Annotated in this window: 22 protein-coding genes; 14 read left to right on the plus strand and 8 right to left on the minus strand. The window is 74.3% G+C overall.

Annotated features, from left to right (window positions below):
* Positions 1-126 precede the first annotated feature (126 nt).
* Positions 127-501, minus strand: coding sequence for a hypothetical protein (locus tag GEV43_RS05705; protein WP_160819777.1), 375 nt, complete (start codon positions 499-501; stop codon positions 127-129).
* A gap of 38 nt (positions 502-539) precedes the next feature.
* Positions 540-1199, minus strand: a complete 660-nt coding sequence (locus GEV43_RS05710; protein WP_160819778.1) for a hypothetical protein — start codon at positions 1197-1199, stop codon at positions 540-542.
* Positions 1200-1661: 462 nt separating this feature from the next.
* Here GEV43_RS05710 and GEV43_RS05715 point away from each other — a divergent pair, with 462 nt between their 5' ends.
* The 9 genes from GEV43_RS05715 to GEV43_RS05755 all read left to right on the plus strand — a co-directional run bounded on the left by GEV43_RS05715 (position 1662) and on the right by GEV43_RS05755 (position 12518).
* A complete protein-coding gene (locus tag GEV43_RS05715) occupies positions 1662-2843 on the plus strand; it encodes a cytochrome P450 (RefSeq protein WP_160824332.1) in 1182 nt (393 codons plus the stop codon).
* A 107-nt stretch (positions 2844-2950) separates the two neighbouring features.
* Positions 2951-4111, plus strand: coding sequence for a steroid 3-ketoacyl-CoA thiolase (locus GEV43_RS05720; protein ID WP_160819779.1), 1161 nt, complete (start codon positions 2951-2953; stop codon positions 4109-4111).
* Between the two features lie 139 nt (positions 4112-4250).
* On the plus strand, positions 4251-5249 hold the full coding sequence (locus GEV43_RS05725; RefSeq protein ID WP_241682798.1) for an MBL fold metallo-hydrolase: 999 nt from the start codon (positions 4251-4253) through the stop codon (positions 5247-5249).
* Between the two features lie 258 nt (positions 5250-5507).
* Positions 5508-6401 carry an SDR family NAD(P)-dependent oxidoreductase gene (locus GEV43_RS05730; RefSeq protein WP_160819780.1) on the plus strand — a complete coding sequence of 298 codons (894 nt, stop codon included), beginning with the start codon at positions 5508-5510 and terminating at the stop codon, positions 6399-6401.
* Positions 6402-6595: 194 nt separating this feature from the next.
* On the plus strand, positions 6596-7825 hold the full coding sequence (locus tag GEV43_RS05735; protein ID WP_160819781.1) for a cytochrome P450: 1230 nt from the start codon (positions 6596-6598) through the stop codon (positions 7823-7825).
* A 66-nt stretch (positions 7826-7891) separates the two neighbouring features.
* Positions 7892-9148 carry a cytochrome P450 gene (locus GEV43_RS05740; protein WP_160819782.1) on the plus strand — a complete coding sequence of 419 codons (1257 nt, stop codon included), beginning with the start codon at positions 7892-7894 and terminating at the stop codon, positions 9146-9148.
* Between the two features lie 121 nt (positions 9149-9269).
* Complete coding sequence (locus GEV43_RS05745) at positions 9270-10532, plus strand: glycosyltransferase family 4 protein (protein WP_160819783.1); 1263 nt, start codon at positions 9270-9272, stop codon at positions 10530-10532.
* 92 nt (positions 10533-10624) lie between these two features.
* Entirely contained in the window at positions 10625-11386 is a 762-nt protein-coding gene (locus tag GEV43_RS05750) for a class I SAM-dependent methyltransferase (RefSeq protein ID WP_175250354.1), read from the plus strand.
* Complete coding sequence (locus tag GEV43_RS05755) at positions 11376-12518, plus strand: prenyltransferase (protein ID WP_160819785.1); 1143 nt, start codon at positions 11376-11378, stop codon at positions 12516-12518. The genes GEV43_RS05750 and GEV43_RS05755 overlap by 11 nt, the downstream gene beginning before the upstream one ends.
* Before the next feature lie 105 nt (positions 12519-12623).
* On the opposite strand, the gene GEV43_RS05760 is transcribed toward GEV43_RS05755, so the two are convergent.
* Entirely contained in the window at positions 12624-13319 is a 696-nt protein-coding gene (locus tag GEV43_RS05760; protein WP_206681072.1) for a class I SAM-dependent methyltransferase, read from the minus strand.
* Between the two features lie 258 nt (positions 13320-13577).
* On the opposite strand from GEV43_RS05760, the gene GEV43_RS05765 reads away from it, so the two are divergent.
* The 4 genes from GEV43_RS05765 (at position 13578) to GEV43_RS05780 (ending at position 17379) form a co-directional block, all read left to right on the plus strand.
* Complete coding sequence (locus GEV43_RS05765) at positions 13578-13769, plus strand: ferredoxin (RefSeq protein WP_160819786.1); 192 nt, start codon at positions 13578-13580, stop codon at positions 13767-13769.
* 101 nt (positions 13770-13870) lie between these two features.
* Positions 13871-14959, plus strand: coding sequence for a Zn-dependent alcohol dehydrogenase (locus GEV43_RS05770; protein ID WP_160819787.1), 1089 nt, complete (start codon positions 13871-13873; stop codon positions 14957-14959).
* A gap of 203 nt (positions 14960-15162) precedes the next feature.
* On the plus strand, positions 15163-17070 hold the full coding sequence (locus tag GEV43_RS05775; protein WP_160819788.1) for an endonuclease/exonuclease/phosphatase: 1908 nt from the start codon (positions 15163-15165) through the stop codon (positions 17068-17070).
* A gap of 120 nt (positions 17071-17190) precedes the next feature.
* The gene (locus GEV43_RS05780; RefSeq protein WP_160819789.1) at positions 17191-17379 is read left to right on the plus strand and encodes a hypothetical protein; all 189 of its coding nucleotides are present in this window, start codon (positions 17191-17193) and stop codon (positions 17377-17379) included.
* 215 nt (positions 17380-17594) lie between these two features.
* Here GEV43_RS05780 and GEV43_RS05785 read toward each other — a convergent pair whose 3' ends face one another.
* The 3 genes from GEV43_RS05785 to GEV43_RS05795 form a co-directional block, all read right to left on the minus strand.
* Positions 17595-18647, minus strand: a complete 1053-nt coding sequence (locus tag GEV43_RS05785; RefSeq protein WP_160819790.1) for a hypothetical protein — start codon at positions 18645-18647, stop codon at positions 17595-17597.
* Between the two features lie 204 nt (positions 18648-18851).
* A complete protein-coding gene (locus tag GEV43_RS05790; protein ID WP_160819791.1) occupies positions 18852-21116 on the minus strand; it encodes a hypothetical protein in 2265 nt (754 codons plus the stop codon).
* Between the two features lie 496 nt (positions 21117-21612).
* Complete coding sequence (locus tag GEV43_RS05795; protein WP_160819792.1) at positions 21613-22221, minus strand: DUF1707 domain-containing protein; 609 nt, start codon at positions 22219-22221, stop codon at positions 21613-21615.
* Positions 22222-22459: 238 nt separating this feature from the next.
* On the opposite strand from GEV43_RS05795, the gene GEV43_RS05800 reads away from it, so the two are divergent.
* Positions 22460-23101 carry a Uma2 family endonuclease gene (locus GEV43_RS05800; protein WP_160819793.1) on the plus strand — a complete coding sequence of 214 codons (642 nt, stop codon included), beginning with the start codon at positions 22460-22462 and terminating at the stop codon, positions 23099-23101.
* Between the two features lie 84 nt (positions 23102-23185).
* Here GEV43_RS05800 and GEV43_RS05805 read toward each other — a convergent pair whose 3' ends face one another.
* Positions 23186-23593, minus strand: a complete 408-nt coding sequence (locus tag GEV43_RS05805; protein WP_175249985.1) for a hypothetical protein — start codon at positions 23591-23593, stop codon at positions 23186-23188.
* Positions 23594-23777: 184 nt separating this feature from the next.
* Complete coding sequence (locus GEV43_RS05810; RefSeq protein ID WP_241682799.1) at positions 23778-24758, minus strand: GlxA family transcriptional regulator; 981 nt, start codon at positions 24756-24758, stop codon at positions 23778-23780.
* Between the last annotated feature and the right edge of the window lie 56 nt (positions 24759-24814).

Genomic DNA, 24814 nt, shown 5'->3' on the forward strand with positions numbered 1-24814 from the left:
CCGGTTCGTGGTGAGTGCCGGCACTTACCCCTTTGAGTCATCGAGCGTTCCCCCGGTGCGCGGGCACGGCCGATCGGGCCTGGCCACATGCGGACCCCCGGCGGGTGACCAGCGTGAACGGCGCCGCTAGATCCTGGTGGCCGTCGAGCACTTGCCGGGCTCGGGCTCCTGGGACAGGTCGTAGGGGTCGAGCGGCCGTCCGGACGGGCCGGTCCCCGCCGCCTCGCCGTCGAACTCCGGGTGGACGTACGGCTCGTTCTCGGTGTCGCACTTCGCGGGCGTGACGGTCCGGTCGGAACGGGAGAGCCAGATCGTGACGCCCGTACGGTCGCGGAAGACGAACACCTCGGTCGCGCGGCGCAGGATCACGCGCGTCACGGTGTCGGGACGTCCCGGCCGCCGCACCGCGTACACGAAGTTGTGCACGGTCTCGACCTTCACGCCCGTCCGGCCCTGGTCCCTCGCCTTGCGGGCGGTGACCTTCCCGTCGACCTTCACCACGTCGCCGACCTGCTCGGCGACGCCGGGCGCGAACGACGTCAGCCACGAGCGCGTGTTGCGGGAGCCCCTGCGGTCCAGGCCGCGTTCGAACGCGGACCGCTGCTCGGGATCGAGGAGCTTGGCGAACGCGGCCGTACGGCCCCGAAGACGGTGGCGGGGTCGAGGTTGCCCGCGGCGAGGAGCTTCTTGATGTGGCCGTACGCCATCCCGAGCTCGCCGCGCGACAGCCCGCCCATCGCCTCCGGGTCGGGCATCTGGATGCCCCACTCGCCGGGCGCGTACGACTTGGCGGGCGAGCCGGCGAACGGGTCGCCCACCGTCGGGTCCTGCGGCGTGACGGGCTCGGGCGCCGCGGCGGACGGCGGCGGCGCGCCGTCCCGCGGCTCGTGCTGCCACCACCACAGGCCGACGGAGATCGCCACGAGGGCGGCGACGGCCGCGACGAGCCGGAAGACCGACCGCGCGTAGCTCGGTTCGCGGTAGCCGCGCGGGGACCGCCGGAACGGGACGCCGATCCGGGGCAGGCGGCGCTCGCCGGGGGCGCGGACGTCGCGGCGGATGCGGCGGGCGCGCCACCGGGCCAGCGGGCCGGGCCTCTGAGCCCGTTCACGCGCGGACGGCTCGGTGAACGCCGCGCCTCGGATGAACTCCTCATCGAAGGCGGGCGGCTCCTGCCGCCGCTCCTGCTCGTCGGGCATGGCGGACTCTCCGGCGCGGGGGAAGGGACGCGAAGGTAGGCAGCAGCGTACGGCCCGCCGCGGACACACAGAACCGGCACTTTCCTAGAACACGTTCTATATCTATGCCGACGGCCGAGTGACGAAGGTCACCGGTCAATCCGGCGCGACCCTCTTGAGACTGATCGCGCGATGTGCGATAGGGCCGACTTGATCACATAACCCCTGATGGGCGGGGGCCGAGCGCGCCCGTTCAACAACCAAGCGATTGGTTAAGACTCTTGTTTAGACTCAAGTCTCATTCACTCTTGTCCGGGCCATGGAACGGGTTCTACGGTGAGGTGGATCAGTCACGTTGATCGGGAGGAACGTGCCGTGACCGCCACCGCTTCTGAGCCCGCCGCCACCCCGACCGCGCCCGCCGGGAGCCACGCCGCGCCGGCCGGGATCCCCGCCGGGTTCGACGTCTGCTGTCCCGACCTGATGGCCGAGCGGGTGCCGCTCGCCGAGTTCGCCGCCATGCGCCGCACGGCCCGGCCGTGGTGGAACGCCCAGCCGCGCGGGCGGACCGGGTTCGACGACGACGGCTTCTGGGTCGTCAGCAAGCACGCCCACATCAAGGAGATCTCGCGCGACCACGAGCTGTTCTCGGCGAACGCCAACGGGGCGGTGATCCGCTTCAACGAGTCGTTCTCCGCGGAGGAGCTCGACCTCCAGCGCGAGAACCTGCTGCTGCACATGGACCCGCCGCAGCACGCCGCCCTGCGCCGGATCGTGGCGCGCGGGTTCACGCCGCGCGTCGTCAACGGCCTGCGCGACGCGCTCAAGGAGCGCGCGGAGCGGATCGTCGCGGAGGCGCGGCGCAAGGGCGGGGAGGGCGACTTCGTCGCGGACGTCGCGGCGGAGCTCCCGCTCCAGGCGATCGCGGAGCTGATGGGGGTCCCGCAGGAGGACCGGCGGCGGCTGTTCGACTGGTCCAACCAGATGCTCGGCTACGACGACCCCGAGTACGACGCGGACCCGGCCTGCGCCGCCGCCGAGATCATCGGCTACTCGATGAACCTGGCCGAGCAGCGGCGCGGCTGCCCGGCGCACGACATCGTCACCAAGCTCGTGCAGGCCGACGTGGACGGGCGCGGGCTGACCGACGACGAGTTCGGCTACTTCATGATCCTGCTCGCGGTGGCCGGGAACGAGACGACCCGCAACGCGATCACGCACGGGATGGTCGCGTTCATGGACAACCCCGAGCAGTGGGAGCTGTACCGGGCGGAGCGGCCGGAGACGGCGGCGGACGAGGTGGTGCGGTGGGCGACGCCGGTCACCGCGTTCCAGCGGACGGCCGTGCGCGACACCGAGCTCGGCGGCGTGCCGATCAGGGCGGGCGACCGGGTGGCCATGTACTACAGCTCGGCCAACTTCGACGAGGAGGTGTTCGAGCGCCCCGACCGGTTCGACGTCACCCGCTCGCCCAACCCGCACCTCGGGTTCGGCGGGACGGGCGCGCACTACTGCATCGGCGCGAACCTGGCCCGGCTGGAGATCGGGCTGATGTTCGAGGCGATCGCGGACCGGATGCCCGGCATCGCGCGGGTCGGCGAGCCGCGCCGGCTCCGCTCGGCGTGGCTGAACGGGGTCAAGGAACTGCGCGTCCGCTACGCGTGACCGTACGCCCGGCCGCACGCGCCGACGATCGCCGGGCCCCCCGCCCTTCCCCTCAAAACTAGAACACGTTACAGTCAAAAGTGAATCACGTTCTAGAAGGAGACGGCATGGGCAACCCGGTGATCGTCGATGCGGTGCGCACGCCGCTCGGGAAGCGCAACGGCTGGCTGGCGGGGCTGAAGGCCCAGGCCGTCCTCGCGCACGCGCTGACCGCGCTGGTCGAGCGCACCGGCCTGGACCCCGCGCAGGTGGAACAGGTCTTCGCCGGTTGCGTGACGCAGGCGGGCGAGCAGGGCGGGCACGTCGGCCGGTACGCCTGGCTGTACGCCGGGCTGCCCTGGCAGACGGGCGTGACCACGATCGACGCGCAGTGCGGGTCCGCGCAGCAGGCGGTGCACCTGGCCGCCTCGCAGGTCGCGGCCGGCGTGGTGGACGTGGCGGTCGGCTGCGGCGTGGAGGTGATGAGCCGGGCGCCGCTCGGCAGCAACGTGCTGCCCGCGAACCCGCGGCCGGACGACTGGTCGATCGACATGCCCAACCAGTTCGAGGCGGCCGAGCGCATCGCGAAGCGGCGCGGCCTGAGCCGCGCGGACCTCGACGCGTTCGGCGCGCGCTCGCAGCAGCGCGCGGCGAAGGCGTGGGCGGACGGCCGGTTCGAGCGCGAGATCGCCCCGATCGAGGCCCCGGTCCTGGACGCCGAGGGCGCCCCCACGGGCGAGACCCGCACGGTCACCCGCGACCAGGGCCTGCGCGAGACGACGGCCGAGGGGCTCGCCAAGCTGAAGCCGGTGATGGGCCCCGAGGGCCTCCACACGGCGGGCACGTCGTCCCAGATCTCCGACGGCGCGTCGGCCGTCCTCGTGATGTCGGAGGAGCGGGCCCGCTCCCTCGGCCTGCGCCCGCGCGCCCGGATCCGCGCGCAGGCGCTCGTCGGCTCCGAGCCGTACTACCACCTGGACGGCCCCGTCCAGTCGACCGAGCGGGTCCTCGTCCGGGCCGGGATGACCATGGGCGACATCGACCTCACCGAGATCAACGAGGCGTTCGCGTCGGTCGTGCTGTCCTGGGCGTCGGTGCACGGCCCGGACATGGACCGGGTCAACGTCAACGGCGGCGCCATCGCGCTCGGGCACCCCGTCGGCGCGACCGGGGCCCGCCTGGTCACCACGGCCCTGCACGAGCTGGAGCGCCAGGACGCGGCGACCGCGCTGGTGACGATGTGCTGCGGCGGAGCGCTGTCCAGCGCCACCATCCTCGAACGCCTCTGACCCCTCGGCGCGCAGCCCCGACGGGCCTGTCCCGCCCGAACGGAGCCCGGTCGAACGGAGCCCGGTCGAACGGAGCCCGGCCGAACGGAGCCCGGACGGGCGGGGTCCTGCCGCACGGGGGCCTACGGAAGGAGCGGTCATGGCGAGCGAGCCGATGGAGCTCGGCGGAGGGCTGTGGAGCGTTCCGGTGCCGATACCGGGGAACCCGCTCGCCTACACGCTGGTGTACGCGCTGGAGAGCCCGGGCGGGCCCGTCCTGATCGACGCGGGCTGGGAGCACGAGGACGCGTGGTCGGCGCTGGAGAGCGGGCTCGCCTCGTTCGGGATGGACGTCGCGGACGTGCGCGGGGTGGTGGTCACGCACCACCACCCCGACCACGCGGGCCTCGCGGGGCGGGTGCGCGAGGCGTCCGGGGCGTGGATCGCGATGCACCACGCCGACGCGGCGGTCGTCCGGCTGTTCCGGGAGGTGGTCGAGCGGGACGCGGACCGTTCGTGGGAACTCGGCGCGATGCGCCGGGCCGGCGCGGACGAGGGCGAGGTGGCCGCGCACGGCGCCGGGCGCCGCGAGCACGTGGACCCGCCCGCCGTGCCCGACCGCGAACTGTCGGACGGCGACCTGGTGGACCTGCCCGGCAGGGCGCTGCGCGTGATCTGGACGCCCGGCCACTCCCCCGGCCACATCTGCCTGCACCTGGAGGACGGCGGCCGGATCTTCACCGGCGACCACGTGCTGCCGCGGATCACCCCGCACATCGGGCTCTACCCGTACGACCTGGAGGGCGTGGACCCGCTCGGCGACTTCCTCGGCTCGCTCGGCCGGGTCGCCGGGGTCGCGGCGGACGACGTGCTGCCCGCGCACCAGTACCGCTTCACCGGCCTCGCCGCCCGCGCGCACGAGATCATCGGGCACCACGAGGAGCGGCTGGCCGAGGTCACCGCGCTGCTGTCGTCCCGTCCGGCCACGCTGTGGGAGCTGGCGGCCGGGCTGGCGTGGCGGCACCCGTGGGCGGCGATGGAGCCGCAGGCCCGGCGGATGGCGGCGGGCGAGGCCGCCGCGCACCTGCGCACGCTCGAACGCCGCGGCGTGGCGCGCCGCGACGGCGCGGACGACCCGCTGCGCTTCGTCCTGCGCTGATCCGGCGCCGTCCGGCTCCCGGCGCCCCGGCCGGCGGGCGGCCGCGCACCGGGGTGCGACCCATGTCACTCCCCCGTCCAGACCCTTGTTGAGACTCCAGTCTCATGTTAGAACGTGTTCTATGTCCGTTGACCAAGCAAGCGCTCAATCATCCGGCCGGGCGGCCGGGCGGCGGCGCGGGCGGGGGTCGCCGGGCGAGGGTCCGCGCGGCGCGACGCGGGGCCGCCGAGGAACGGTGTCCGGCACGGAAGGGACGGCATGACCGACCAGGAAGTACGCCTCACGGGCCGGGTGGCCGCGGTCACCGGCGCCGGGCAGGGGCTCGGCCGGGCCGAGGCCCTCGCGCTGGCCGCCGCCGGGGCCAGGGTCGTCCTGAACGACCTGTCCGGCGACGCGGCGCACGCCGTCGCCGAGGAGATCCGCGCGAACGGCGGGGAGGCCGTCGCGCTGCCGGGCGACGCCGGCGACTGGGCGACCGGCGAGGGCCTGGTCAAGACGGCCGTCGCCGAGTTCGGCGGGCTGGACGTCCTGGTCAACAACGCCGGTTTCACGCGCGACCGGATGCTGTTCAACATGGCCGAGGACGAGTGGGACGCCGTCGTCCGCGTCCATCTGAAGGGCCACTTCGTCACCTCGCGGCACGCCGCCGCGTACTGGCGCGCCAGGTCCAAGGAGGCCGGCGGGCCGGTGTACGGGCGCATCGTCAACACCGCGTCGGAGGCGTTCCTGCTCGGGGCGCCCGGCCAGCCCAACTACGCGGCGGCCAAGGGCGGCATCGCGGCGCTGACGGTCTCCACCGCTCAGGCGTGCGGGCGCTACGGCGTGCGCGCCAACGCGATCTGCCCGCGCGCCCGCACGGGCATGACGGCGGACGTGTTCGGACCGCCCCCCGAGGACGGCCCGGACCCGCTCTCGGTGGACCACGTCGCGCCGCTCGTCGCCTACCTGGCCGCCCCCGCCGCCGAACGGGTCACCGGCCAGGTGTTCGTCGTGTACGGCGGCCGGGTCGCGGTGATGGCGCCGCCGACGGTCGCGCACGAGGTGACCTCCGACGGCGTCTGGACCGCGGCCGGGCTCGCGGACGCGCTCGGCCCGTCCCTGTCCACCGGCACGGCCGGCTTCACCGCCGCGTCCGCGCTCGCCTTCGACTGACCCGCGGCGGCCGCCGGGCGCCTCCGGCGCCGCCGCGTCCCCCTCGCACGCCCGCGCCCGCACGCCGCGCCCCGCCCGCCAGCCTGCCCGCCCAGAGACCCGCCAGCCCAGAGACGCGCCCCCGCACGCCACCGCGGCCACCCGTACCCCCGACGCGAACCGTCCGCCCACCCGCCGGCACGAAGGAACCTCGAATGGCACCTGAGATCGACATCATCGACCCCGATGTCTACGAGCGCGGAGGCATCCCGCACGAGCAGTTCGCCTGGCTGCGCGAGAACGACCCGGTGCACTGGCACGCCGACCCGAACGAGGGCGTGCCGGGGTTCTGGGCGGTCACCCGGCACGAGGACGTGATCCGCGTGTCCCGGCGGCCGGAGCTGTTCTCCTCCCACACCAGGACCGCGATGTTCGAGGAGTTCGCGGACGAGGAGATCGCCCTCTACGGGATGATGATGCTCTTCCAGGACCCCCCGGATCACACCAAGCTGCGCGGCATGGTGAACAAGGGCTTCACCCCCCGGATGATCAAGAAGCTGGAGGGGCACATCCGGCGGATCTGCGAGCAGCTCATCGACGAGGCCGCCTCGCTCGGCGAGTGCGACTTCGTCGAGCACTTCGCCGCGCCGCTGCCGCTCTACACGATCTGCGAGCTGCTCGGCGCGCCGCTGGAGGACCGCGAGAAGATCTTCAACTGGTCCAACAAGCTCGTGGCGTTCAACGACACCGAGTACATCGGGGACCGCACCGAGTCCCAGCAGTTCGCCGCGGAGTTCATGGGCTGGGCGGCCGACCTCGCGCGGGAGCGGGAGGCGACGCCGCGCGACGACATCGTGACCAAGCTGCTCGCGCCCGACGAGAACGGCGACCGGATCAGCAGCGAGGAGTTCCAGCTCTTCGTGCTCATGCTCTCGATCGCCGGGAACGAGACGACGCGGACGGCGACGGCGGGCGGCATGCAGGCGTTCTTCGAGCGGCCGGACGAGTGGGAGCGGCTGAGGGCCGACCGGAGCCTGCTGCCGAAGGCGGTCGAGGAGATCGTCCGCTGGGTCAGCCCGATCAACCTGTTCCGCCGCACGGCGACGCAGGACACCGAACTCGGCGGGACGGCGGTCAAGGAGGGCGACAAGGTCGTGCTGTTCTACGGCTCGGCCAACCGCGACGAGCGGGTCTTCGACGACCCGTTCCGCTTCGACGTCGGCCGCGACCCGAACCCGCACATCGGCTTCGGCGGCGGCGGACCGCACTTCTGCCTCGGCACCCACCTGGCCCGGATGAACCTGAAGATCATCTTCGAGACGATCCTGGACCGGATGCCCGACATCCGGCAGGCGGGCGAGGCCCGGCGGCTGCGCTCCAACTTCGTCAACGGTCTGAAGGAGCTGCCCGTCAGTTTCACCCCGTCCCCCACCAGGACGCGGTGACCGCTGGGTATCGAACCGGTACCCGCCCTGTCCCCCGGAGCACCGCCCGACGAGGAGGTTGCGGCGATGACCACTCCAGAGATCGAACTGGTCGCACCCGGAACGTACGAGGAGAACGGGGTCCCGCACGAGCAGCTCGCGTGGCTGCGCGAGCACGATCCCGTCCACCGCCACCACGGCGACCCGGAGCGGGGCAACCCGCCGTTCTGGGCCGTCACCCGGCACGAGGACGTCGTCCACGTGTCCCGGCACCCGGAGGTCTTCTCCTCGTACGAGCGGCTCGCGCTGTTCGACGAGCCGGCCGACGAGCACCTCGCGCTCCAGCGGATGATGATGCTCAACCAGGACCCGCCGGAGCACTCCCGCAAGCGCGGCATCGTCAACCGCGGGTTCACCCCGCGCGCGATCGGCGTGCTGGAGCGGCACATCAGGGAGATCTGCCGCGACCTCGTCGCCGAGGCGTTGCGCCGCGACGGCGGCGGGGCCGGGGACGGGGACGGGGCCGCCGACTTCGTGCGGGACCTCGCGGCGCCGCTGCCGCTCTACGTGATCTGCGAGCTGCTCGGCGCCCCGCCCGAGGACCGCGAGAAGATCTTCAACTGGTCCAACACCCTGATCGGGGCGGACGACCCGGAGTTCCAGCGGTCGCCGGACGAGGGCACGCGGGCCGCGACCCAGCTCTACGCCTACGCCGCCGCCCTCGCCGCCGAGCGCCGCGAGCGCCCGCGCGACGACATCGTCACGCGGCTGCTCCAGCCGGGCCCGGACGGGGAGGTGCTCACCGGCGACGAGTTCGAGCTGTTCGTGATGCTGCTGTCCGTCGCGGGCAACGAGACCACGCGCAACGCCGCGTCCGGCGGGATGCTCGCGCTGTTCGAGCATCCCGGCCAGTGGGAGCGGCTGCGCGCCGACCCCGCGCTCGTCCGGACGGCGGCCGACGAGATCGTCCGCTGGGTGACCCCCGTCAACCTGTTCCGCCGTACGGCCGTGCGCGACACCGTGCTGCGCGGACGCAGGATCGCGGAGGGCGACAAGGTCGTGGTGTTCTACGCCTCGGCCAACCGGGACGCGTCGGTGTTCGACGACCCGTTCGCGTTCGACGTGGGCCGCGACCCGAACCCGCACCTCGGGTTCGGGGGCGGCGGGCCGCACTTCTGCCTGGGCGCCCATCTGGCCCGTCTGGAGCTCTGTGTGCTCTTCGAAACACTTTTGGACGCCATGCCCAATATTGAACTCTCCGGTAACGTACGCAGGCTAAGGTCTAGTTTCATCAACGGCGTCAAGGAGATGCCGGTGCGCCTGCGCCCGGTGTCCCGCGACTGACAGGAGTGGTGCGTGAGCAGGGGCCGACGTGGGTGAGGCAGACCAGCCGCCGGGCGGCCGAGCGCCCGGCGGGCCACCGGCCGGCGCGCCGGCCCCCGGCCGGGAGGCGGAGCCGCTGCGCGTGGCCCTGCTCTCGTACCGGAGCAAGCCGCACTGCGGCGGCCAGGGAGTCTACCTCCGGCATCTGAGCCGCGAGCTCGTCGACCTCGGGCACACCGTCGAGGTGCTGTCCGGCCAGCCCTACCCGGACCTGGACCGCGACGCGATCGCGCTGACGAAGATCCCGAGCCTCGACCTGTACCGCGACGAGGACCCGTTCCGCACCCCGGCGCTCGCGGAGTTCCGCGACTGGATCGACGTGCTGGAGTTCGCGCACATGCGGACCGGCGGCTTCCCCGAGCCGCTGACCTTCAGCCTGCGGGTGCTGCGCGAGCTGCGGCGCCGCCGCCGCGACTTCGACGTCGCCCACGACAACCAGGTGCTCGGCCTCGGCAATCTCGGCATCGCCAGGCTCGGCCTGCCGCTGGTGACGAGCATCCACCACCCGATCAGCGTCGACCGGCGGATCGAGATCGAGGCCGCGCAGGGCCTCAAGCAGAAGCTCGGCAAGCGCCGCTGGTACGGCTTCGTCGGCATGCAGGCGCAGGTGTCGCGGCGCGTCGGCCCGGTGCTGACGGTGTCGGAGTCGTCCAAGGTCGACATCGTCAAGGACTTCCGGGTCGACCCGCGCGACATCGAGATCCTGCCGCTCGGCGTCGACACCCGCATCTTCCACCCGCGCGGCTCCGCGGCCGAGCGCGTCCGCGGCCGGATCGTCGCGATGGCGAGCGCCGACGCCCCGATCAAGGGCGTGGACGTGCTGCTGCGCGCCGTCGCCAAGGTCGCCACCGAACGCGACGTGCACGTGATCGTCGTCAGCAGGCCGCAGAAGGACGGGCCGACCGAGAAGCTGGTGCGCGAGCTGGCGCTCGGCGAGCGGGTCAGGTTCGTCAGCGGCGTCGGCGACACCGAGCTCGGCGAGCTGCTGGCCTCGGCCGAGGTCGCGGTCGTCCCGTCCCGCTACGAGGGCTTCTCGCTGCCGGCCGTCGAGCACATGGCGTCCGGCACGCCGCTGGTCGCGTCCCGCGCGGGCGCGCTGCCGGAGGTCGTCGGCGACGCCGCGGTCCTGGTCGAGCCCGGCGACGTGGAGGAGCTGGCCACCGTGCTGCGCCGCCTGCACGACTCCGCCGAGGAGCGCGGCCGGCTGGGCGCGGCGGGCCTCGCCCGCGTCCAGGAGCGGTTCGCGTGGCGGGCCGTCGCGCAGGCGACCGTCGAGCACTACCGCACCGCCATCACCCAGCAGAACTACCTGCGGCTCGCCGCCCGCGGGCGAGGCGCGACCTGACACGGCGCGCACAAGTAACAGGTGCATGCACGGGTACGCCGCGTGCATGAGGGACCCTCTCCCGAGCGTCCCCGTACGGAAGGAGCACGACCCTGCTGACCGTGGATTTCCAGCGGTTCCGCGTCTTGCCCGGAGAACGCGTCCTCGACATGGGATGCGGCGCCGGACGGCACGCCTTCGAGCTGTACCGCAGGGGTGCCGACGTCGTCGCGTTCGACCTCGACGAGGACGAGCTGGCCGGCGTCGAGAAGATGTTCGGCGCGATGCGGCTGGAGGGCGAGGTCCCCGAGGAGGCGTCCGCCGCGACCGTACGGGGCGACGCGCTCGACCTGCCGTTCCCCGACGGCCACTTCGACAAGATCGTCGCCTCCGAGGTGCTGGAGCACATCCCCGACGACATGCGGGCGATGCGCGAGCTGATGCGGGTGCTGCGGCCCGGCGGGCGGCTCGCGGTCACCGTGCCGAGCTGGCTGCCCGAGCGGGTCTGCTGGGCCCTGTCGGAGGACTACCACACCGCGCCCGGCGGGCACGTGCGGATCTACACGCGCGCCGAGCTGGAGGCCAAGCTCAAGTCCATCGGCTTCGAGGTGAACGGGCACCACCACGCGCACGGGCTGCACGCGCCGTACTGGTGGATCAAGTGCGCGGTCGGCGTGAACAACGACGGCAACCCGCTCGCCAAGGCGTACCACCGCATCCTGGTCTGGGACATCATGAAGCGCCCCCTCGCGACCCGCGTCGCCGAGGACGTCCTGAACCCGCTCATCGGCAAGAGCGTCGTCGTCTACTTCACCAAGCCCGCCGCCGCGGGCAGCTCCGCCTCCGCGCCCAAGGAGACGGCGGATGCGGTCTGAGGCCGCCTCCCCGCCCTCAGTCCCCGGCATCGTGACGTCCGACGACATCGTCGCGACCGCCCAGAGCATCGTGGCGCAGCAGGAGGAGTCCGGCGCCATCCCCTGGTTCTCCCCCACCCACGGCGTCCCCGGCCACGTGGACGCGTGGAACCACGTCGAGGCCGCGATGGCGCTGACGGTCGCGGGGCTGCGCGAGGAGTCCCGCCGTGCCTACGAGTGGCTGCGCGGCGCGCAGCGGCCCGACGGGTCGTGGCCCGCCAAGTGGGTGCTCGGCGAGGTCACCGAGCCGGGCGGCGAGTCCAACCACGCCGCGTACGTCGCGGTCGGCGTGTGGCACGAGCTGCTGTGCACCGGGCGCTCCGGCGACGGCGAGGAGTTCGCGCGGCGGATGTGGCCGACGGTCCGCAAGGCCGTCGACTTCACGCTCGGCCTCCAGACCCGCCGGGGCGAGATCATCTGGATCCGGCACCAGGACGGCCGGGCGTCCGACCACGCGCTGCTCACCGGCTGCTCGTCGATCTACCAGTCGCTGCGCTGCGCGGTCGCGCTCGCCGAGCACCTCGGCGAGCCGCAGCCGGAGTGGGAGCTGGCCGCCGACCAGCTCGGCCACGTCGTCGCCGCGCACCCGGAGGCGTTCGCGGACAAGAGCCGCTGGTCGATGGACTGGTACTACCCCGTCCTCGGCGGGCCGGTGCGCGGCGAGGCCGCCGCGCGGCGGATCGCGGAGGGCTGGGACGCCTTCGTCGTGCCGGGGCTCGGCTGCCGCTGCGTGTCCGACCAGCCGTGGGTGACGGCGGCGGAGAGCTGCGAGCTGGTGATGGCGCTGGACGCGGCGGGCGACCGCGAGCGGGCGCTGGAGCTGTTCGGGACGATCCAGCACCTGCGGCACGAGGACGGCTCGTACTGGACGGGCTGGCAGTTCGAGAACGAGCGGCACTTCCCCGGCGACCGCTCCACCTACACGGCCGCCGCGGTGATCCTGGCCGCCGACGCGCTGGACGGCACGTCGCCGGGCTCGGCGCTGTTCAAGGAGATCGCGGGGCGGCCCCTCGGGCCGTCCGAGGCGTCCGACCCCATCGCCTGCGGCTGCGCCCTGGTGCCGGTCGCCAACCCGGTCCGCACGCGCCTCTGACGGTCCTGTCGCCCGTCCGCCGGTCCGCCCGCCCCGTCCGCTGAACGGGGCGGGCGGACCGGCGCGCGCGGCTGCTCAGGCGGTCGCGGGTCAGGCGGTCGCGGGTCAGGGGGTCGCGGAGGTGGTGCGCTCCAGGATCCTCAGGGAGCCCTCGGCCCGGCGCTCCTCGAAGGCGCCGCTCTCCAGGGCGCGCAGGTAGAGGTGGTAGGGGGCCTGGCCGCCGTCGGCCGGGTCCGCGAAGACGTCGTGGATGGCGAGGGCGCCGCCCACGGCGATGTGGTGCGCCCAGCCCTCGTAGTCGGCCCGCGCGTGCTCCTCGGCGTGGCCGCCGTCGATGAACAGCAGCGCGAGGGGCGTGCGCCAGAACGCCGCGACGGTACGGGACGCGCCGACGACCGCGACGACCACGTCCTCCAGCCCGGCCGCGCCGATCGTCTTGCGGAACACCGGCAGGGTGTCCATCCGGCCGGTGCTCGGATCGACCAGGGACGGGTCGTGGTGCTCCCAGCCCGCCTGGTTCTCCTCCGAGCCGTGGTGGTGGTCGACGGTGACCACGACCGTGCCCGCGGCGCGGGCGGCGGCGCCGAGGTAGATGGCCGACTTGCCGCAGTAGCTCCCCACCTCCAGCAGCGGGCCGGCGCCCGCCAGGCGGGTCCCGTACTCCAGGGCGGCGGCGTGGAGGGCCAGGCCCTCCGCGTCCGGCATGAAGCCCTTCGCGGCGCGCGCGGCGCGCCGGAGGTCCCCGGGCATGGCCGCGCCGTCGGGCGGGGCCGTGCCCGCGGACGCCTTGGTGTCAGTCATCGGTCTCCTTCCGCGGCGCACTGTATCCGAGTTCCGGCGCGGGGGTCCGAGGTGATCCACTTTGGTCGGGCGGGAGCCTTGCCGCTCCATACTGAAACGTGTTCTACTTTCGGGGTGAGCGCGCGATCGACCGGATGACGACCATCACCGAACCTTGTTCGGTATGTTGGCCCGGAGATGGTCCGGCGGAGGCCGCACCGTTCGCGCCGTCGCCTCCCCGGCCGCCGCACGCTCACCGGGAAGGGAACGGAGAAGCCGATGAGAGTACGAGTCGACCCACTGGTGTGCGAGGCCAACGCGGTCTGCGTCGGGCTCGCCCCCGAGGTCTTCGACCTCAACGACGACGACGAGCTCGACATCCTGATGCCGGACGTCCCGCCGGAGCAGGCGGACAAGGTCCGGCACGCGGTGCGGTCCTGCCCGAAGGCCGCGCTGTCCCTGGACGAGTAGCCCCCGCCGCCCGCCCCGCCCGTTTCAGGCCCCTCACCCACCCCCATCCGGGACGTCCCGCCGGCCGGCGGCGGCGCCCGCCCCTCACTGTGGAGGCTGCCATGGCCCGCGCCGCGGTACTGCACCAGGTCGGCGACAAGGAACTGGACCTGCGCGACGACGTCACCACCGTCGATCCGGGCCCGGACCAGGTCAAGGTCCAGATCAAGGCGACCGGCGTCTGCCATTCGGACCTGTCCACGATGACCGGCGTGCTGCCCTCGGTGCCGCCCACCGTGATCGGCCACGAGGGGTCGGGCGTCGTCGTCGAGGCCGGCGAGCACGTCACGCACGTCCAGCCGGGCGACCACGTCGTGATCAACTGGACGCCCGACTGCGGCGCCTGCCCCGAGTGCCTGCGCGGCGAGCCGTACCTGTGCATGACGTTCATCGCGCAGGCGTTCAGCGACCCGGCGTTCCGGCTCGGCGACGGCACCCCCGCGTTCGGCATGGCGGGCGTCGGCACCTGGGCCGAGGAGGTCGTGGTCCCCCGGCAGGGCGTCATCAAGATCGCCGAGGACGTGCCGTTCGAGTACGCGGCGCTGCTCGGCTGCGGGATCCCGACCGGCGTCGGCGCGGTCGTCAACACCGCCAAGGTCAAGCCGGGGTCGAAGGTGGCCGTGGTCGGGGCGGGCGGCGTCGGGCTGTCGGTGATCCAGGGCGCGAGGATCGCGGGCGCGTCCACCATCCTCGCGATCGACCCGAACGAGGCCAAGCACCCGATCGCCAAGCGGTTCGGCGCGACGCACACCGCGACGCTGGACGGCCTGGACGAGACCAAGGGGCTGCTCACGGGCGGGGCGGGCTTCGACTACACCTTCGAGGTCGTCGGCAAGGCGGCGGCGATCACCACCGCGTGGAACGCCACCCGCCGCGGCGGCGACGTCATCGTGGTCGGCGCCGGGGCCGCCGACGACGAGTGGTCGCAGAGCGCGTTCGGGCTGCTGTTCGACGGCAAGGCGCTGAAGGCGTCCCTGTACGGCGGCTGCGACCTCAAGCGCGACGTCCCGATGTTCGTGGACCTGTGGCGGGCGGGGCGGCTCGACCTCGACGGCCTCATCACGCGGCGGATCCGCTTCGAGGACCTCAACGACGCCGTCCAGGCCCTGACCAACGGCGACGTGATCCGCCAGGTCGTCCTCTTCGACTGAGCCTCGACCGGGCCGGGTCCCGGACCGCCGGTCCTCCGGCCGGTCCCGGGCCCGCACCGCGCGAACGGGCCGCGCCTCCCCCGGGCGCGGCCCGTTCGCACGCGACATCGCCTGCGGGACGGGGGATTTCGGCGATCCGGTTGGTCCGCGGAACGCCCGGCATGTCATCCTTCTTCGTGTTCACAACGGACTCGGGAGCGTGGGTGGCGAACGCATTCGGAACGGGGCGGACGGGGCGGGCCGGCCGCACCGGAACGGCCATCGCGGCGGCCGTCCTCGCCGCGGCGCCGTTCGTCGCCGCGGCCACGGCGCCCGCCGCGCAGGCCGCCGCCGCGCCCTCCGGGGCCGCCGCCGCGCCGTCCCCGACCCGCATCCGCGACGTCCAGGGCGCGCGGCACGTGTCGCCGCTGAACGGCCGCGACGTGGCGCAGGTCCCGGGGGTCGTGACGGCCCTGACGAGCAACGGGTTCTGGATGCAGGACCCGCGGCCCGACCGCAACCCCGCGACGAGCGAGGGCGTCTTCGTCTTCACCCGCACCCGCCCGTCCGCCGCCGTCGGCGACGCGGTCCGCGTGGACGGGAAGGTCAGCGAGTTCCGGCCCGGCGGCCCGTCCTCGGCCAACCTCAGCCGTACCGAGATCGACGCGACGGCCACCGCGGTCGACGCGCACGGCCGGCCGCTCCCGCCGCCCGTCGTGATCGGGCCGGGCGGGCGCAGGCCGCCGCACGCGCCGCGCGTGCCGGGCGCGCCGCGCAACGTCGAGAAGGGCGGCCGGCTCTCGCCCGCGCGCAGCGCGCTGGACTTCTACGAGGCGCTCGAAGGGATGCGGGTCCGGATCGAGAACGCCGTCGCCGTGGGCCCGACCCGCGACGGCCGGATCCCCGTGCTGCCCGCAGGCGGCAAGGGCGCGGGGCCGCGGACCAAGCGCGGCGGCGTCCTGCTCCGGGAGGGCGGCGCCGAGCGCGTCCTGCTCGACGACGCCCTCGCGCCGCTGCCCGCCGTGAACGTCGGCGACCGGCTGCCCGGCGCGGTCGAGGGCGTGATCGACTACGTGGCCGGCGACTTCACGCTGCTGCCCACCGCCGCGCCGAAGGCCGAGGACGGCCGGCTGCCCCGGGAGGCGACCCGCGCGCAGCGGCCGGGCGAGCTCGCCGTCGCGACCGCCGGCCTCGACGGGCTCAGCCCCGACAGCCCGCGCGAGCGCTACGAGACCGTCGCGCGCGACGTGGTGGACGGCCTGAAGTCGCCCGACCTCATCGCGGTCGGCGGCATGGACGACAACAGCGGGCCGAAGGACGACGGCACCGTCGCCGCCGACCAGACGGCGGCCGAGCTCATCACCGCGATCAGCGCCGCGGGCGGCCCGGCGTACGACTGGCGGTCGGTCTCGCCGCGCGACAACGCCGACGGCGGCCAGCGGGGCGCCAACGACCGCGCCGGGTTCCTGTTCCGCACCGACCGGGGCCTCAGCTTCGTCGACCGGCCCGCGCCGTCCGGCTCCGACGACCCGCCGCCCGCCTCGCGCCGGGACCTCACGGTCGCGGCGACCCGCGCCACCGCCTCGGGCCTGACCCTCAGCCCCGGCCGGATCGCGCCCGCCAACCCGGTCTGGAGCGGCGCCCGCAAGCCCCTCGCGGGCGAGGTGCGGTGGAAGGGCCGCCGCATCGTCGTGGTCGCCGGGCAGTGGTACCCGAGGACGTCGGACGACCAGCCGGTGTTCGGCCGCCACCAGCCCCCGCGCCGTCCGACCGAGTGGCGGCGCGACGCGCAGTCGCAGGTGGTCGCGGCCTTCGTCCGGTCGCTGCGCGGCTCCGACGTGATCGTGGCGGGCGACCTCAACGAGGGCGAGTCCACCGTGACGATCAAGGAGTTCACCCGGCGGACGGGCCTCGCCGACCTGCCCGCCCGGCTGCCCGCCGCCGAGCGCTACACGACGGTGGCCTCCGGCGACTCGCAGGTCACCGACCACATCCTGATCAGCCCGTCGCTCGCGCGCCGCAAGCACGAGTTCGACGTGGTGCACCGCGAGGCCGAGTTCGCCGACCGGCCCGGCGACCGCGATCCGACGATCGTCCGCATCGACCTGTCCGGCCGCGGAGCCCGCCGGTAGGCGGTGGGCTTTCGGCCATACCGAAGATTCGGCACGGTACGGCCCCGAACGCCTCCGGTGTTTTCCCGTCCCTCCCCCGGGAAGCGGTCGGTCGTCACACCCCCCACCGGGAGGACGCAAATGGCCTACAGGAGATACGCGCCGAGGATCGGCATCGTCGGCCTCATCTACGTCATCATCGGCATCTTCGTCGCCTGGGACCGCGGCTACATCACCACGTCCCTGATCCGATGGGTGGTGAGCGCGCTGCTCGCCATCCTCCTCTGGTTCCTGGTCCTGCTCGGCGTGGACCTCCACATCCGCGCCTGACCCGGAACGGCCCGCGCGGCCCGTGTCCGGGGGGACAGCCCCAAGTCGCGCCCGAGTGATAGACCGCCTTGTCCCACGAGGATACGTTTCGTCCATGGCTAAAGGTGGATGCAGTTGTGGACACGGCGGAAGTTGCTCCTGCCCGAAGGGCTGCTCCTGCGGCTGCAACGGGTGATCGCCGGCACCGGCGGGGGCCGTCCGGGGCGGGTCCGCCGTCAGCGCGGCAGCCGCCTGCGGACGGCCCTTCGGTGCCTTCCGTAGAGCCGCGCCGGTGACGAGAACCGCGTGAACATGAACCACGGCTGCTTCGCGACCCGTCCACCGAGCGCGGCGAAATGGCGCGCGGCGGCCTGGACGTCGCCGCCCGCCGCGAAGCAGTAGGCGAAATGGTTGTGCGCGTGGATCGTCCCCAGGGTGGGGACGGCGTCCGGGTGCAGGACCGACCGCTCGGCCGCCCAGCGCAGTTCCCCGCGCACTTCCGGATGGGAGAGATAGGCGGCCATTCTCGCCTTGGACTCGAACAGGTAGGGCTCCAGGTGCGCGGCCGCGAGCAGGCCGGCGATCGGGCTTCCCGCCGGCGCGAGCGAGGCCGCCTCGCGCGCGAAGTCGAACATCAGGTCGTGCGTGCCGCCCCATTTCCGGCTGGTCCCCATGAGCATGCCGCCGTGCGCGCCGACGTGCCAGCGGTGCCGGACGGTCACCTCGGTGAAGCGCCGTTCCAGCTCGGGCACGCCGACGCCGAGGCCGCGTCCGGACGTCAGCAGGCACGCCCACGGCGTCGGGTCGTTCGGGTCGCGGGACGCGGCGCGCAGCAGGTCGTCCTCGGCGGTGACCAGGCGGTGCTGGAAGACCACCATCGCGTCGTCGCCGGTGTACCTGGCCTGGTACGGCCCGCGCGCCTCCCACGCCCACTTCACCCCGTGCGCGCCGCGCACGAGCAGCGGGAGCGCCCCGTCCGGCTCGGCGGCGACCCAGTCGTCCAGCCAGTCCGGGCGGCCCTTCTGCTCGGCGCAGAGGTCGAGGAGCCAGTAGCGGGCGTCGGGGTCGGTGGCGCGTTCCAGCGCCTCCTTGGCGGCCCGCCAGTCGCCGGCCGCGAGCCCCCGGCGGACGAGGGCGCCCTCGTCGATGCCGAGCGCCGGGTCGAGGACCGGTCTGGCGGGGAGGGCGGGCAGGTCGCGGCGGGTCAGCGGCGGCCCGTCCGGCGGGGTGGACGTCCGCATCGGACGCACGCCGTAGCTCGTCCGCACGTTCTCATGGGAGCGCGTCATCGTTCCTCGGAAATAGGACCGAAGCGAGGTCGCATTAACGTAGCGTGACGGTGCTCGTTTCGGAAGACGCGGAACGATCGGCGAAAATGTGATTCAAGCCACAGTGAATAGTGTGCTCCGGGCCTGTCACCTGGGCGTCTATGATCTCGGGAGTTCTGGGTACGGAATGGCGCTCGTCACCGTCCGTAATGGAAGGGTGGCGTCCTAGCCGATCGGGGTGCGCCACAGCAGCGGGGTCTCGCCGCGGTGCCCCGAGTCCGTGCCGAGCGCGAGCAGGTCGGGCCCGACGGCGGTGAGTGCGGTGAGGCGCTGCCCGCCCGGCGCGGTGTGGCCGGGCGCGCGCCGCCAGACGCCGCCGTCCGCCGACGTCCACAGGACGACGTCCTGGCGTCCGGGCCGTCCCGTCGTGCCGGCCGCCGCGAAGCCCTTCGGCGTGGCGGCGAGCGCGGTGACGGCGATCGGCTCGGGCGCGGCCGTGAGCGGGCGCGCCTGCCACGTCCGGCCGCCGTCCGGCGAGAACGTGATCGCGTTGGCCGCGCCCGACGCCACCAGCACGTCGCCGTGCGCGACGACCCGGTCCAGCGGCCCGGCCAGTCCGGGCGGCAGCGTCGCCGGGGTCCACTTGAGCCCGTCGGGCGAGGTCCACAGCGCGGGCCTGCCGTCGCGGCGCCCGCCCGCCGCCGCGTACCCGGCGGACGTCGCCGCCACGTCGGTCATCCACGCGCCGTCCCCGCCGCCGACCGTGCCCGGCCGCCACGCGCCGAGGTCGGCCGAACGCCACGACCGGGCGTTCGGCCCGGCCGCGCCGACCGCCACGTAGCCGTGCGGGCCGACGACGGCCGCCTCCGCGACCTGGCCTCGGGGGAACGGCGCCTTCGTCCACGCCGTCCCGTCGGACGACGTCAGCGTGACGGGCTGCGCGGGCCTGCCCTCGGCGCGGCCCACCGCGAGCCAGCCGCGCGGGCCGTGCACGACGTCGGTCAGCCGCTGGCGCGGCGCGGCCGCCGGGAGCCTGGCCCGCGTCCAGGCGTCCGAACGCGCCGGGGACGTCCAGATCGCGGGGGCGCCGTTCGTGCTGCCCACCGCCACGGCGCGGTCTCCGAACGCGGCGACGGACCGGAGCGTGCGCTCGGACGTGACCGCGCCCGCGACCTTGGCGAGATCGGCCCCGGACAGGAACGCGTCGCCGCCCGTACGCCCGGCGGCGACCGGCGTCCCGCCCGCCGCGACCGTCAGCGCGGCGACGCCGACCGGCCCGCCGAGCGGGGCGCCCGGCTGCCAGGAGCGGCCGTCGGCGCTCCGCAGGACCGACGTCCCGCCCTTGCCGCGCACCAGCGCCGCGAGCCCCGCCGCGGATCCTCCGAGTCGTTCGGTGCCGGTGTAGCGGGCTCCGCCGACCTGCCCGACGGGGGCCCACGCCTGCCCGTCCGGCGAGCCGAACACGACGCCGTACCGCTGGGTCTTGCGCTTCTTCTTCCTGCCCGTCGTCTTCTTGCCCTCGCGTACCGCGAAGAAGCCCTTCGGGCCCGCGACGAGGTCCTTGACCGCGCCGTACGAGCCGTTGGCCTGGCGGACGTTCACCGGAGCCCAGGTGCGCCCGCCGTCCGACGAGCGCCACACGCCCTCGCCCCGGACCACGCTCCTGCGCTTCTTGCCCTTCCTGCCCTTCCTGGTCACGGTGCGGGCGGACGTGCCGTGCGCGACGACCACGTTCCCGGCGGACGCGACGCGGTCCAGGCCCGTGACGCCGGTCGCGGCGAGGCCCTCCACCCGCTGCCACGCGCGCCCGTCCGGCGACGTCCAGAGGACGCCGCGCGGCTCGCCCTTGCCGTTCGGCGGCGTCGTCCCGGCGGCCACGAACCCGGCGGCCACGCGGACGAGCCCGGTCACGCGGTCCTTCGGGCCGAACGCGGACGGCGGCTGCCGCGTCCAGCTCCCGCCGTCGCCGCTCGTCCACGCGACCGTCTCCCCCGCCGGGTTCTGGCCGAGCGCGACCCACGACCCGTCCGTCCCGGCGAGCAGGCGCGGCCGGTCGCCGGGGGACGGCTCGGCGCCGTCCGCGGCGCGGACCCGGGCGAGGCGCCAGCTCCGGCCCGCGTCGCCCGACACGAGGAACTCGGCGCGCTCGCGGCCCGGACGCGCGCCCGCGGGGGCCTCCGTCCCGGCGGCGACGAGCGTGTCGCCCGCGGACGCGACGGCCGACAGCTCCTGCGCCATGCCGTCGGACTCGGCGGCCGGATCGGTCGCGAAGAACCGTTCGGCGTTGACGGGAACGGCGGCCCGCGCGCGCTTGGTGCCCTTGCCATCACCCTGCGCGGCGACGTACACGGCACCGCCGCCCACGACGAGCACGGCCCCGGCGGCGATGGCCAGCGGCTTGAGGTTGCGCCGCCCGCGCGCCGTCCCGGCGGGCGTCTCCGTCCCGGCCGCCGCGACGTCTTCGGCGGACGGGATGGGCGCGACCTTCACCCCCAGCTCGTCCGTCCGCCCGACCGGCTTCTCCGCCTTCTTAGGCGCTTGCTTGGCGGTGGCTTTGGCGCTTGCTTTGGCGGTGGCTTTGGCGGCCTTATCTGGACTCTCGGGGTGTCCGCCGGGCGCTTGGCGTTGGGGACGGGCTCGGGAGGGGCGTCGGTGCCGTCCCAGGCGAGGCCGGCTGTGCGCCAGGCGGTGTGGGCGCGCTGCCACGGGGACGTCGAGGGGTCGGCGGGACGTCCGCCGAGCTCGGCCGCGTCGCCGAACGTGAGGCGGCCGCGGATCCGCCGGGACCCGAGCGGCCCGTCCCCGGCCGGCGCGCGGCCCTCGGCCACGACGTCGGCACCGTCCTGTTCGGGGATCCTCGCCGTCACTCGCGCTCCTTCACCACCGAGCCGTCAACGATGGCTCACCATCAAACCGCGCCACGGCGCCGCCCGTGCGGACAACGACGTGAACGGCGGCCGATAGGCCGCGGAGCGTTCCTATCACCTCAGGGGCGGTGAATATGATCTTTCATCTCGATCGCCCCCTTGTAGGCGATCCCGGTCACGCGCAGGACGGGGGCGCCGGGCGGCGCCTGGCCGCGCAGGTCGCCGGACACGCCGAGCCCGCCGAACTCCACCCGCACGCCGGGCGGGACGAGGATCTCGACCGTGGACTTGTAGGCGAGGACGCGGATCGAGGTGACCGGGCCGCCGAGCTCCGCGCAGCGCAGGTCGAGCAGCGAGCCGCCCTTGTAGACGACGCTGGTGAACGAGGTCGGCAGCGGCCACCGGCCGCTGCGCCGGACGTGGCTCTTGTAGGCGAGCTGGAACCGGCCGGCGAGCGACACGGCGGGCCGGCCGCCGGGGCACTCCCCCGCGGACGCCTCGTCCGGCGCAGCGGGCAGGTCGGCGGAGAGCCTGCCCAGGTCGCGGTGGGTGCGGGCGGCGAGCGCGAGGTCGATGCGCTCGTCCAGCTCCCCCTCGGTCAGCCGCCCCTCGGCGTACGCGGTGTGCAGCCGCACGAGCACGTCGTCCCGTTCCCGGTCGGACGCGCGCAGGTCCGCTGCGGCGGTGCGCGGGTCCGCGGCGGTGCGCGGTCGCTGTTCGACGCTCATCACATCTCCCCTCCGAGGCGGTGCCTCCGACCCCGGCGCCTCCAACGGCTGTAAGGCCGCGTCCACGGCGAAACGAGATGTATCGTAACTCACCTTCTCCGACTTTCCCGGCGAACCGCCGGTTCCGGCCGCACCCGCGATCGCGTCCGCCGTCCGACGCGCCTCCCCGCCTGCGGGTCCGGCGCGGACCCGTCCACTAGATTCGGAGCCGCCCGTCGATCTTGGAGGGGGACCGGTCATGGGCGGAACGGCCATCGGCGGAGGCGCGGTGCGCGGCGCCACCGGGGGGAGCGTCGGCGGCGGCGCGGTCGGCAACGCGCACGGCCCGTACACGCTGTACGACCTCGACATGCTGCCGGAGGAGGGCCGCCGCTACGAGCTGGCGGACGGCTGGCTGACCGAGCTGCCCGGCGACCTGTGGCACGACAACGCGGCCGAGCGGCTCAAGGGCATCCTCAAGGACGCGGCGCGGCAGGCCGACGCCGACGTGCACGTCGCGGGGACGCCGCAGTACGTCACCACGCCCGCGGGGATCCGCAGGCCCGACGTGTTCATGGTCGGGCGCGACGTCGCCCGCACCGCACTGGAGCGACGGACCCGCACCTACTACGGGCCCGACCTGCTGCTGGTCGCCGAGATCGTCACGCCCCGCACCGGCAACGAGCACACCGACCGGGTCAGCAAGGTCGCCGAGTACGCCGCGGCGGGGATCCCGCACTACTGGCTGGTCGACCTGGAGCCGCGCCCGATGGTGACGCTGCTGGAGCTGCGCCGCGACGGCTACCGCCTCGCCCGCAAGGCCCGTTCCGGGGAGACGATCACGGTCGAGCGGCCGTTCCCCGTCGCGTTCGACCCCGCCCGCCTGTCGGAGATGGAGTGAGGCCGCGGCGGCGCAGGTAGTAGGCGGCGGTCACGACGGCGAGCAGCGGCCCCCACAGCAGCATCGGCGCGTAGCAGAGCCCCATCACCCACGCCGCGAGCCCGCGCGGGGCGTCCGGGTCGCCCATCGCGTCCGGCCCGCTGACCTGGAACAGCATGGTCGTGCACAGCAGCGTGACGGCGACCGCGCCCGCCGACGCGAGCGCCACGGCGAACGGCACCGGCACGTTCCTCCCCCGACGAACGGGAGCCAGCGCGGGAACACCTCGCCCCAGGGCCGCACCAGGCCGAGCGTCAGCAGCGCGCAGCCCTCGGCGAGGAGGCTGAGCGCGAACACGTACGGGGTGAGCCGCCAGTCGGGCGCGTGGTAGAGGTCCGCCAGCTCGCCGTGGAAGCCGACCGGGACGCCGAGGCCGAGTGCGATCCTCCACACCCCCGACGGCAGCACCGTGAACGGGACGAGGTGCGCGACCCGGTTCGCCCACGGCGGCACCGGCCGTCCGGTCCGCGCGGGGGCCGGCCGCCGCGACCGTTCGGAGGCAGGAGCAGGGACAGGGGCAGGGGCGGGCGCTGCCGCGCCGGGCGTCGTCTTCATGGTCACGATGCTCGTCCCGCGCCCCGCCGCCCGGCCTCCCGCGCAGGTCGCGCCCGCTTCCCCGCGCGGGTGAACGCCGGGGTCAGGACCCGGCGAGCACGCCGCCCCGGAACGCGCGCCGGTACGAGCTGGGCGACACGCCGAGCACCGCGTGCAGGTGCTGGCGCAGCGACGCGCCCGTCCCGAACCCGGTGCGCCGCGCGATCTGGTCGACGGTCAGGTCGCTGGTCTCCAGGAGCTGCCGGGCGGCCTCCACGCGCTGCCGGATCAGCCAGGCGCCCGGGCTCGTCCCCGCCTCGTCGCGGAACCGCCGGCTGAACGTGCGCACGCTCAGGCCCGCGTGCCCGGCCAGCTCGGCGAGGGTGAGCGGGCGGTCGAGGTGGCGCAGCGCCCACGCGCGGGTCGGGCCGGTGCTCGCGGCCGCGGGCTCGGGGACGGGCCGTTCGACGTACTGGGCCTGGCCGCCGTCCCGCCAGGGCGGGACGACGCAGGCGCGCGCGACCCGGTTGGCCAGGGCGCTGCCGTGGTCGGCGCGGACCAGGTGCAGGCACAGGTCCACGCCCGCGGCGGCGCCCGCCGAGGTGTAGACGCGGCCGTCCTGGACGAACAGCACGTCCGGGTCGACCCTGATCTCCGGGAACGTCCGCTGGAAGTGCTCGGCGTGCTGCCAGTGCGTGGTCGCCGCGAGGCCGTCCAGCAGCCCGGCGGCGGCCAGCACGTACGAGGCGACGCAGATCGACACCAGCCGGGCCCCGGGCCGGACGAGGGCGAGCGCCTCGGCGAGCGGCGCGGCGGGCGCGCCGTCCGGGATCAGCGCCTCGAACCGGGCGGGCGCGGGGATGACCACGGTGTCGGCGGACGCCAGCGCGGACGCGTCGCGGTCGGCGGCGATCGCGAAGTCGGCGGCGGTGCGCACGGGCCGCCCGTCCAGGGTGCACGTGACGACCTCGTACAGCGGCTCGCCCGCGCCGTCCCGCGCCGAGCCGAAGATCCGCGAGGGGATGCCCAGCTCGAACGGGATCACGCCGTCCAGCGCGAGCACGACCACCCGATGCCGTTCCATGGCCGGATCCTTACACATAATGGCAATCCTGCCACTTAACGGCGGGTGCCCGGCCG

The sequence above is a fragment of the Actinomadura sp. J1-007 genome (assembly GCF_009793335.1).
Lineage (GTDB): Bacteria > Actinomycetota > Actinomycetes > Streptosporangiales > Streptosporangiaceae > Spirillospora > Spirillospora yumaensis.

Excerpts from the sequence above, each read along its gene's own strand:
- GEV43_RS05780 (WP_160819789.1), top strand. The coding sequence starts at position 17,191 with ATGGCCTACAGGAGATACGCGCCGAGGATCGGCATCGTCGGCCTCATC.
- GEV43_RS05770 (WP_160819787.1), top strand. The coding sequence starts at position 13,871 with ATGGCCCGCGCCGCGGTACTGCACCAGGTCGGCGACAAGGAACTGGAC.
- GEV43_RS05725 (WP_241682798.1), top strand. The coding sequence starts at position 4,251 with ATGGCGAGCGAGCCGATGGAGCTCGGCGGAGGGCTGTGGAGCGTTCCG.
- GEV43_RS05800 (WP_160819793.1), top strand. The coding sequence starts at position 22,460 with ATGGGCGGAACGGCCATCGGCGGAGGCGCGGTGCGCGGCGCCACCGGG.
- GEV43_RS05765 (WP_160819786.1), top strand. The coding sequence starts at position 13,578 with ATGAGAGTACGAGTCGACCCACTGGTGTGCGAGGCCAACGCGGTCTGC.
- GEV43_RS05730 (WP_160819780.1), top strand. The coding sequence starts at position 5,508 with ATGACCGACCAGGAAGTACGCCTCACGGGCCGGGTGGCCGCGGTCACC.
- GEV43_RS05795 (WP_160819792.1), bottom strand. The coding sequence starts at position 22,221 with ATGAGCGTCGAACAGCGACCGCGCACCGCCGCGGACCCGCGCACCGCC.
- GEV43_RS05810 (WP_241682799.1), bottom strand. The coding sequence starts at position 24,758 with ATGGAACGGCATCGGGTGGTCGTGCTCGCGCTGGACGGCGTGATCCCG.
- GEV43_RS05715 (WP_160824332.1), top strand. The coding sequence starts at position 1,662 with ATGGCCGAGCGGGTGCCGCTCGCCGAGTTCGCCGCCATGCGCCGCACG.
- GEV43_RS05755 (WP_160819785.1), top strand. The coding sequence starts at position 11,376 with ATGCGGTCTGAGGCCGCCTCCCCGCCCTCAGTCCCCGGCATCGTGACG.
- GEV43_RS05710 (WP_160819778.1), bottom strand. The coding sequence starts at position 1,199 with ATGCCCGACGAGCAGGAGCGGCGGCAGGAGCCGCCCGCCTTCGATGAG.
- GEV43_RS05785 (WP_160819790.1), bottom strand. The coding sequence starts at position 18,647 with ATGACGCGCTCCCATGAGAACGTGCGGACGAGCTACGGCGTGCGTCCG.
- GEV43_RS05760 (WP_206681072.1), bottom strand. The coding sequence starts at position 13,319 with ATGACTGACACCAAGGCGTCCGCGGGCACGGCCCCGCCCGACGGCGCG.
- GEV43_RS05740 (WP_160819782.1), top strand. The coding sequence starts at position 7,892 with ATGACCACTCCAGAGATCGAACTGGTCGCACCCGGAACGTACGAGGAG.
- GEV43_RS05720 (WP_160819779.1), top strand. The coding sequence starts at position 2,951 with ATGGGCAACCCGGTGATCGTCGATGCGGTGCGCACGCCGCTCGGGAAG.
- GEV43_RS05735 (WP_160819781.1), top strand. The coding sequence starts at position 6,596 with ATGGCACCTGAGATCGACATCATCGACCCCGATGTCTACGAGCGCGGA.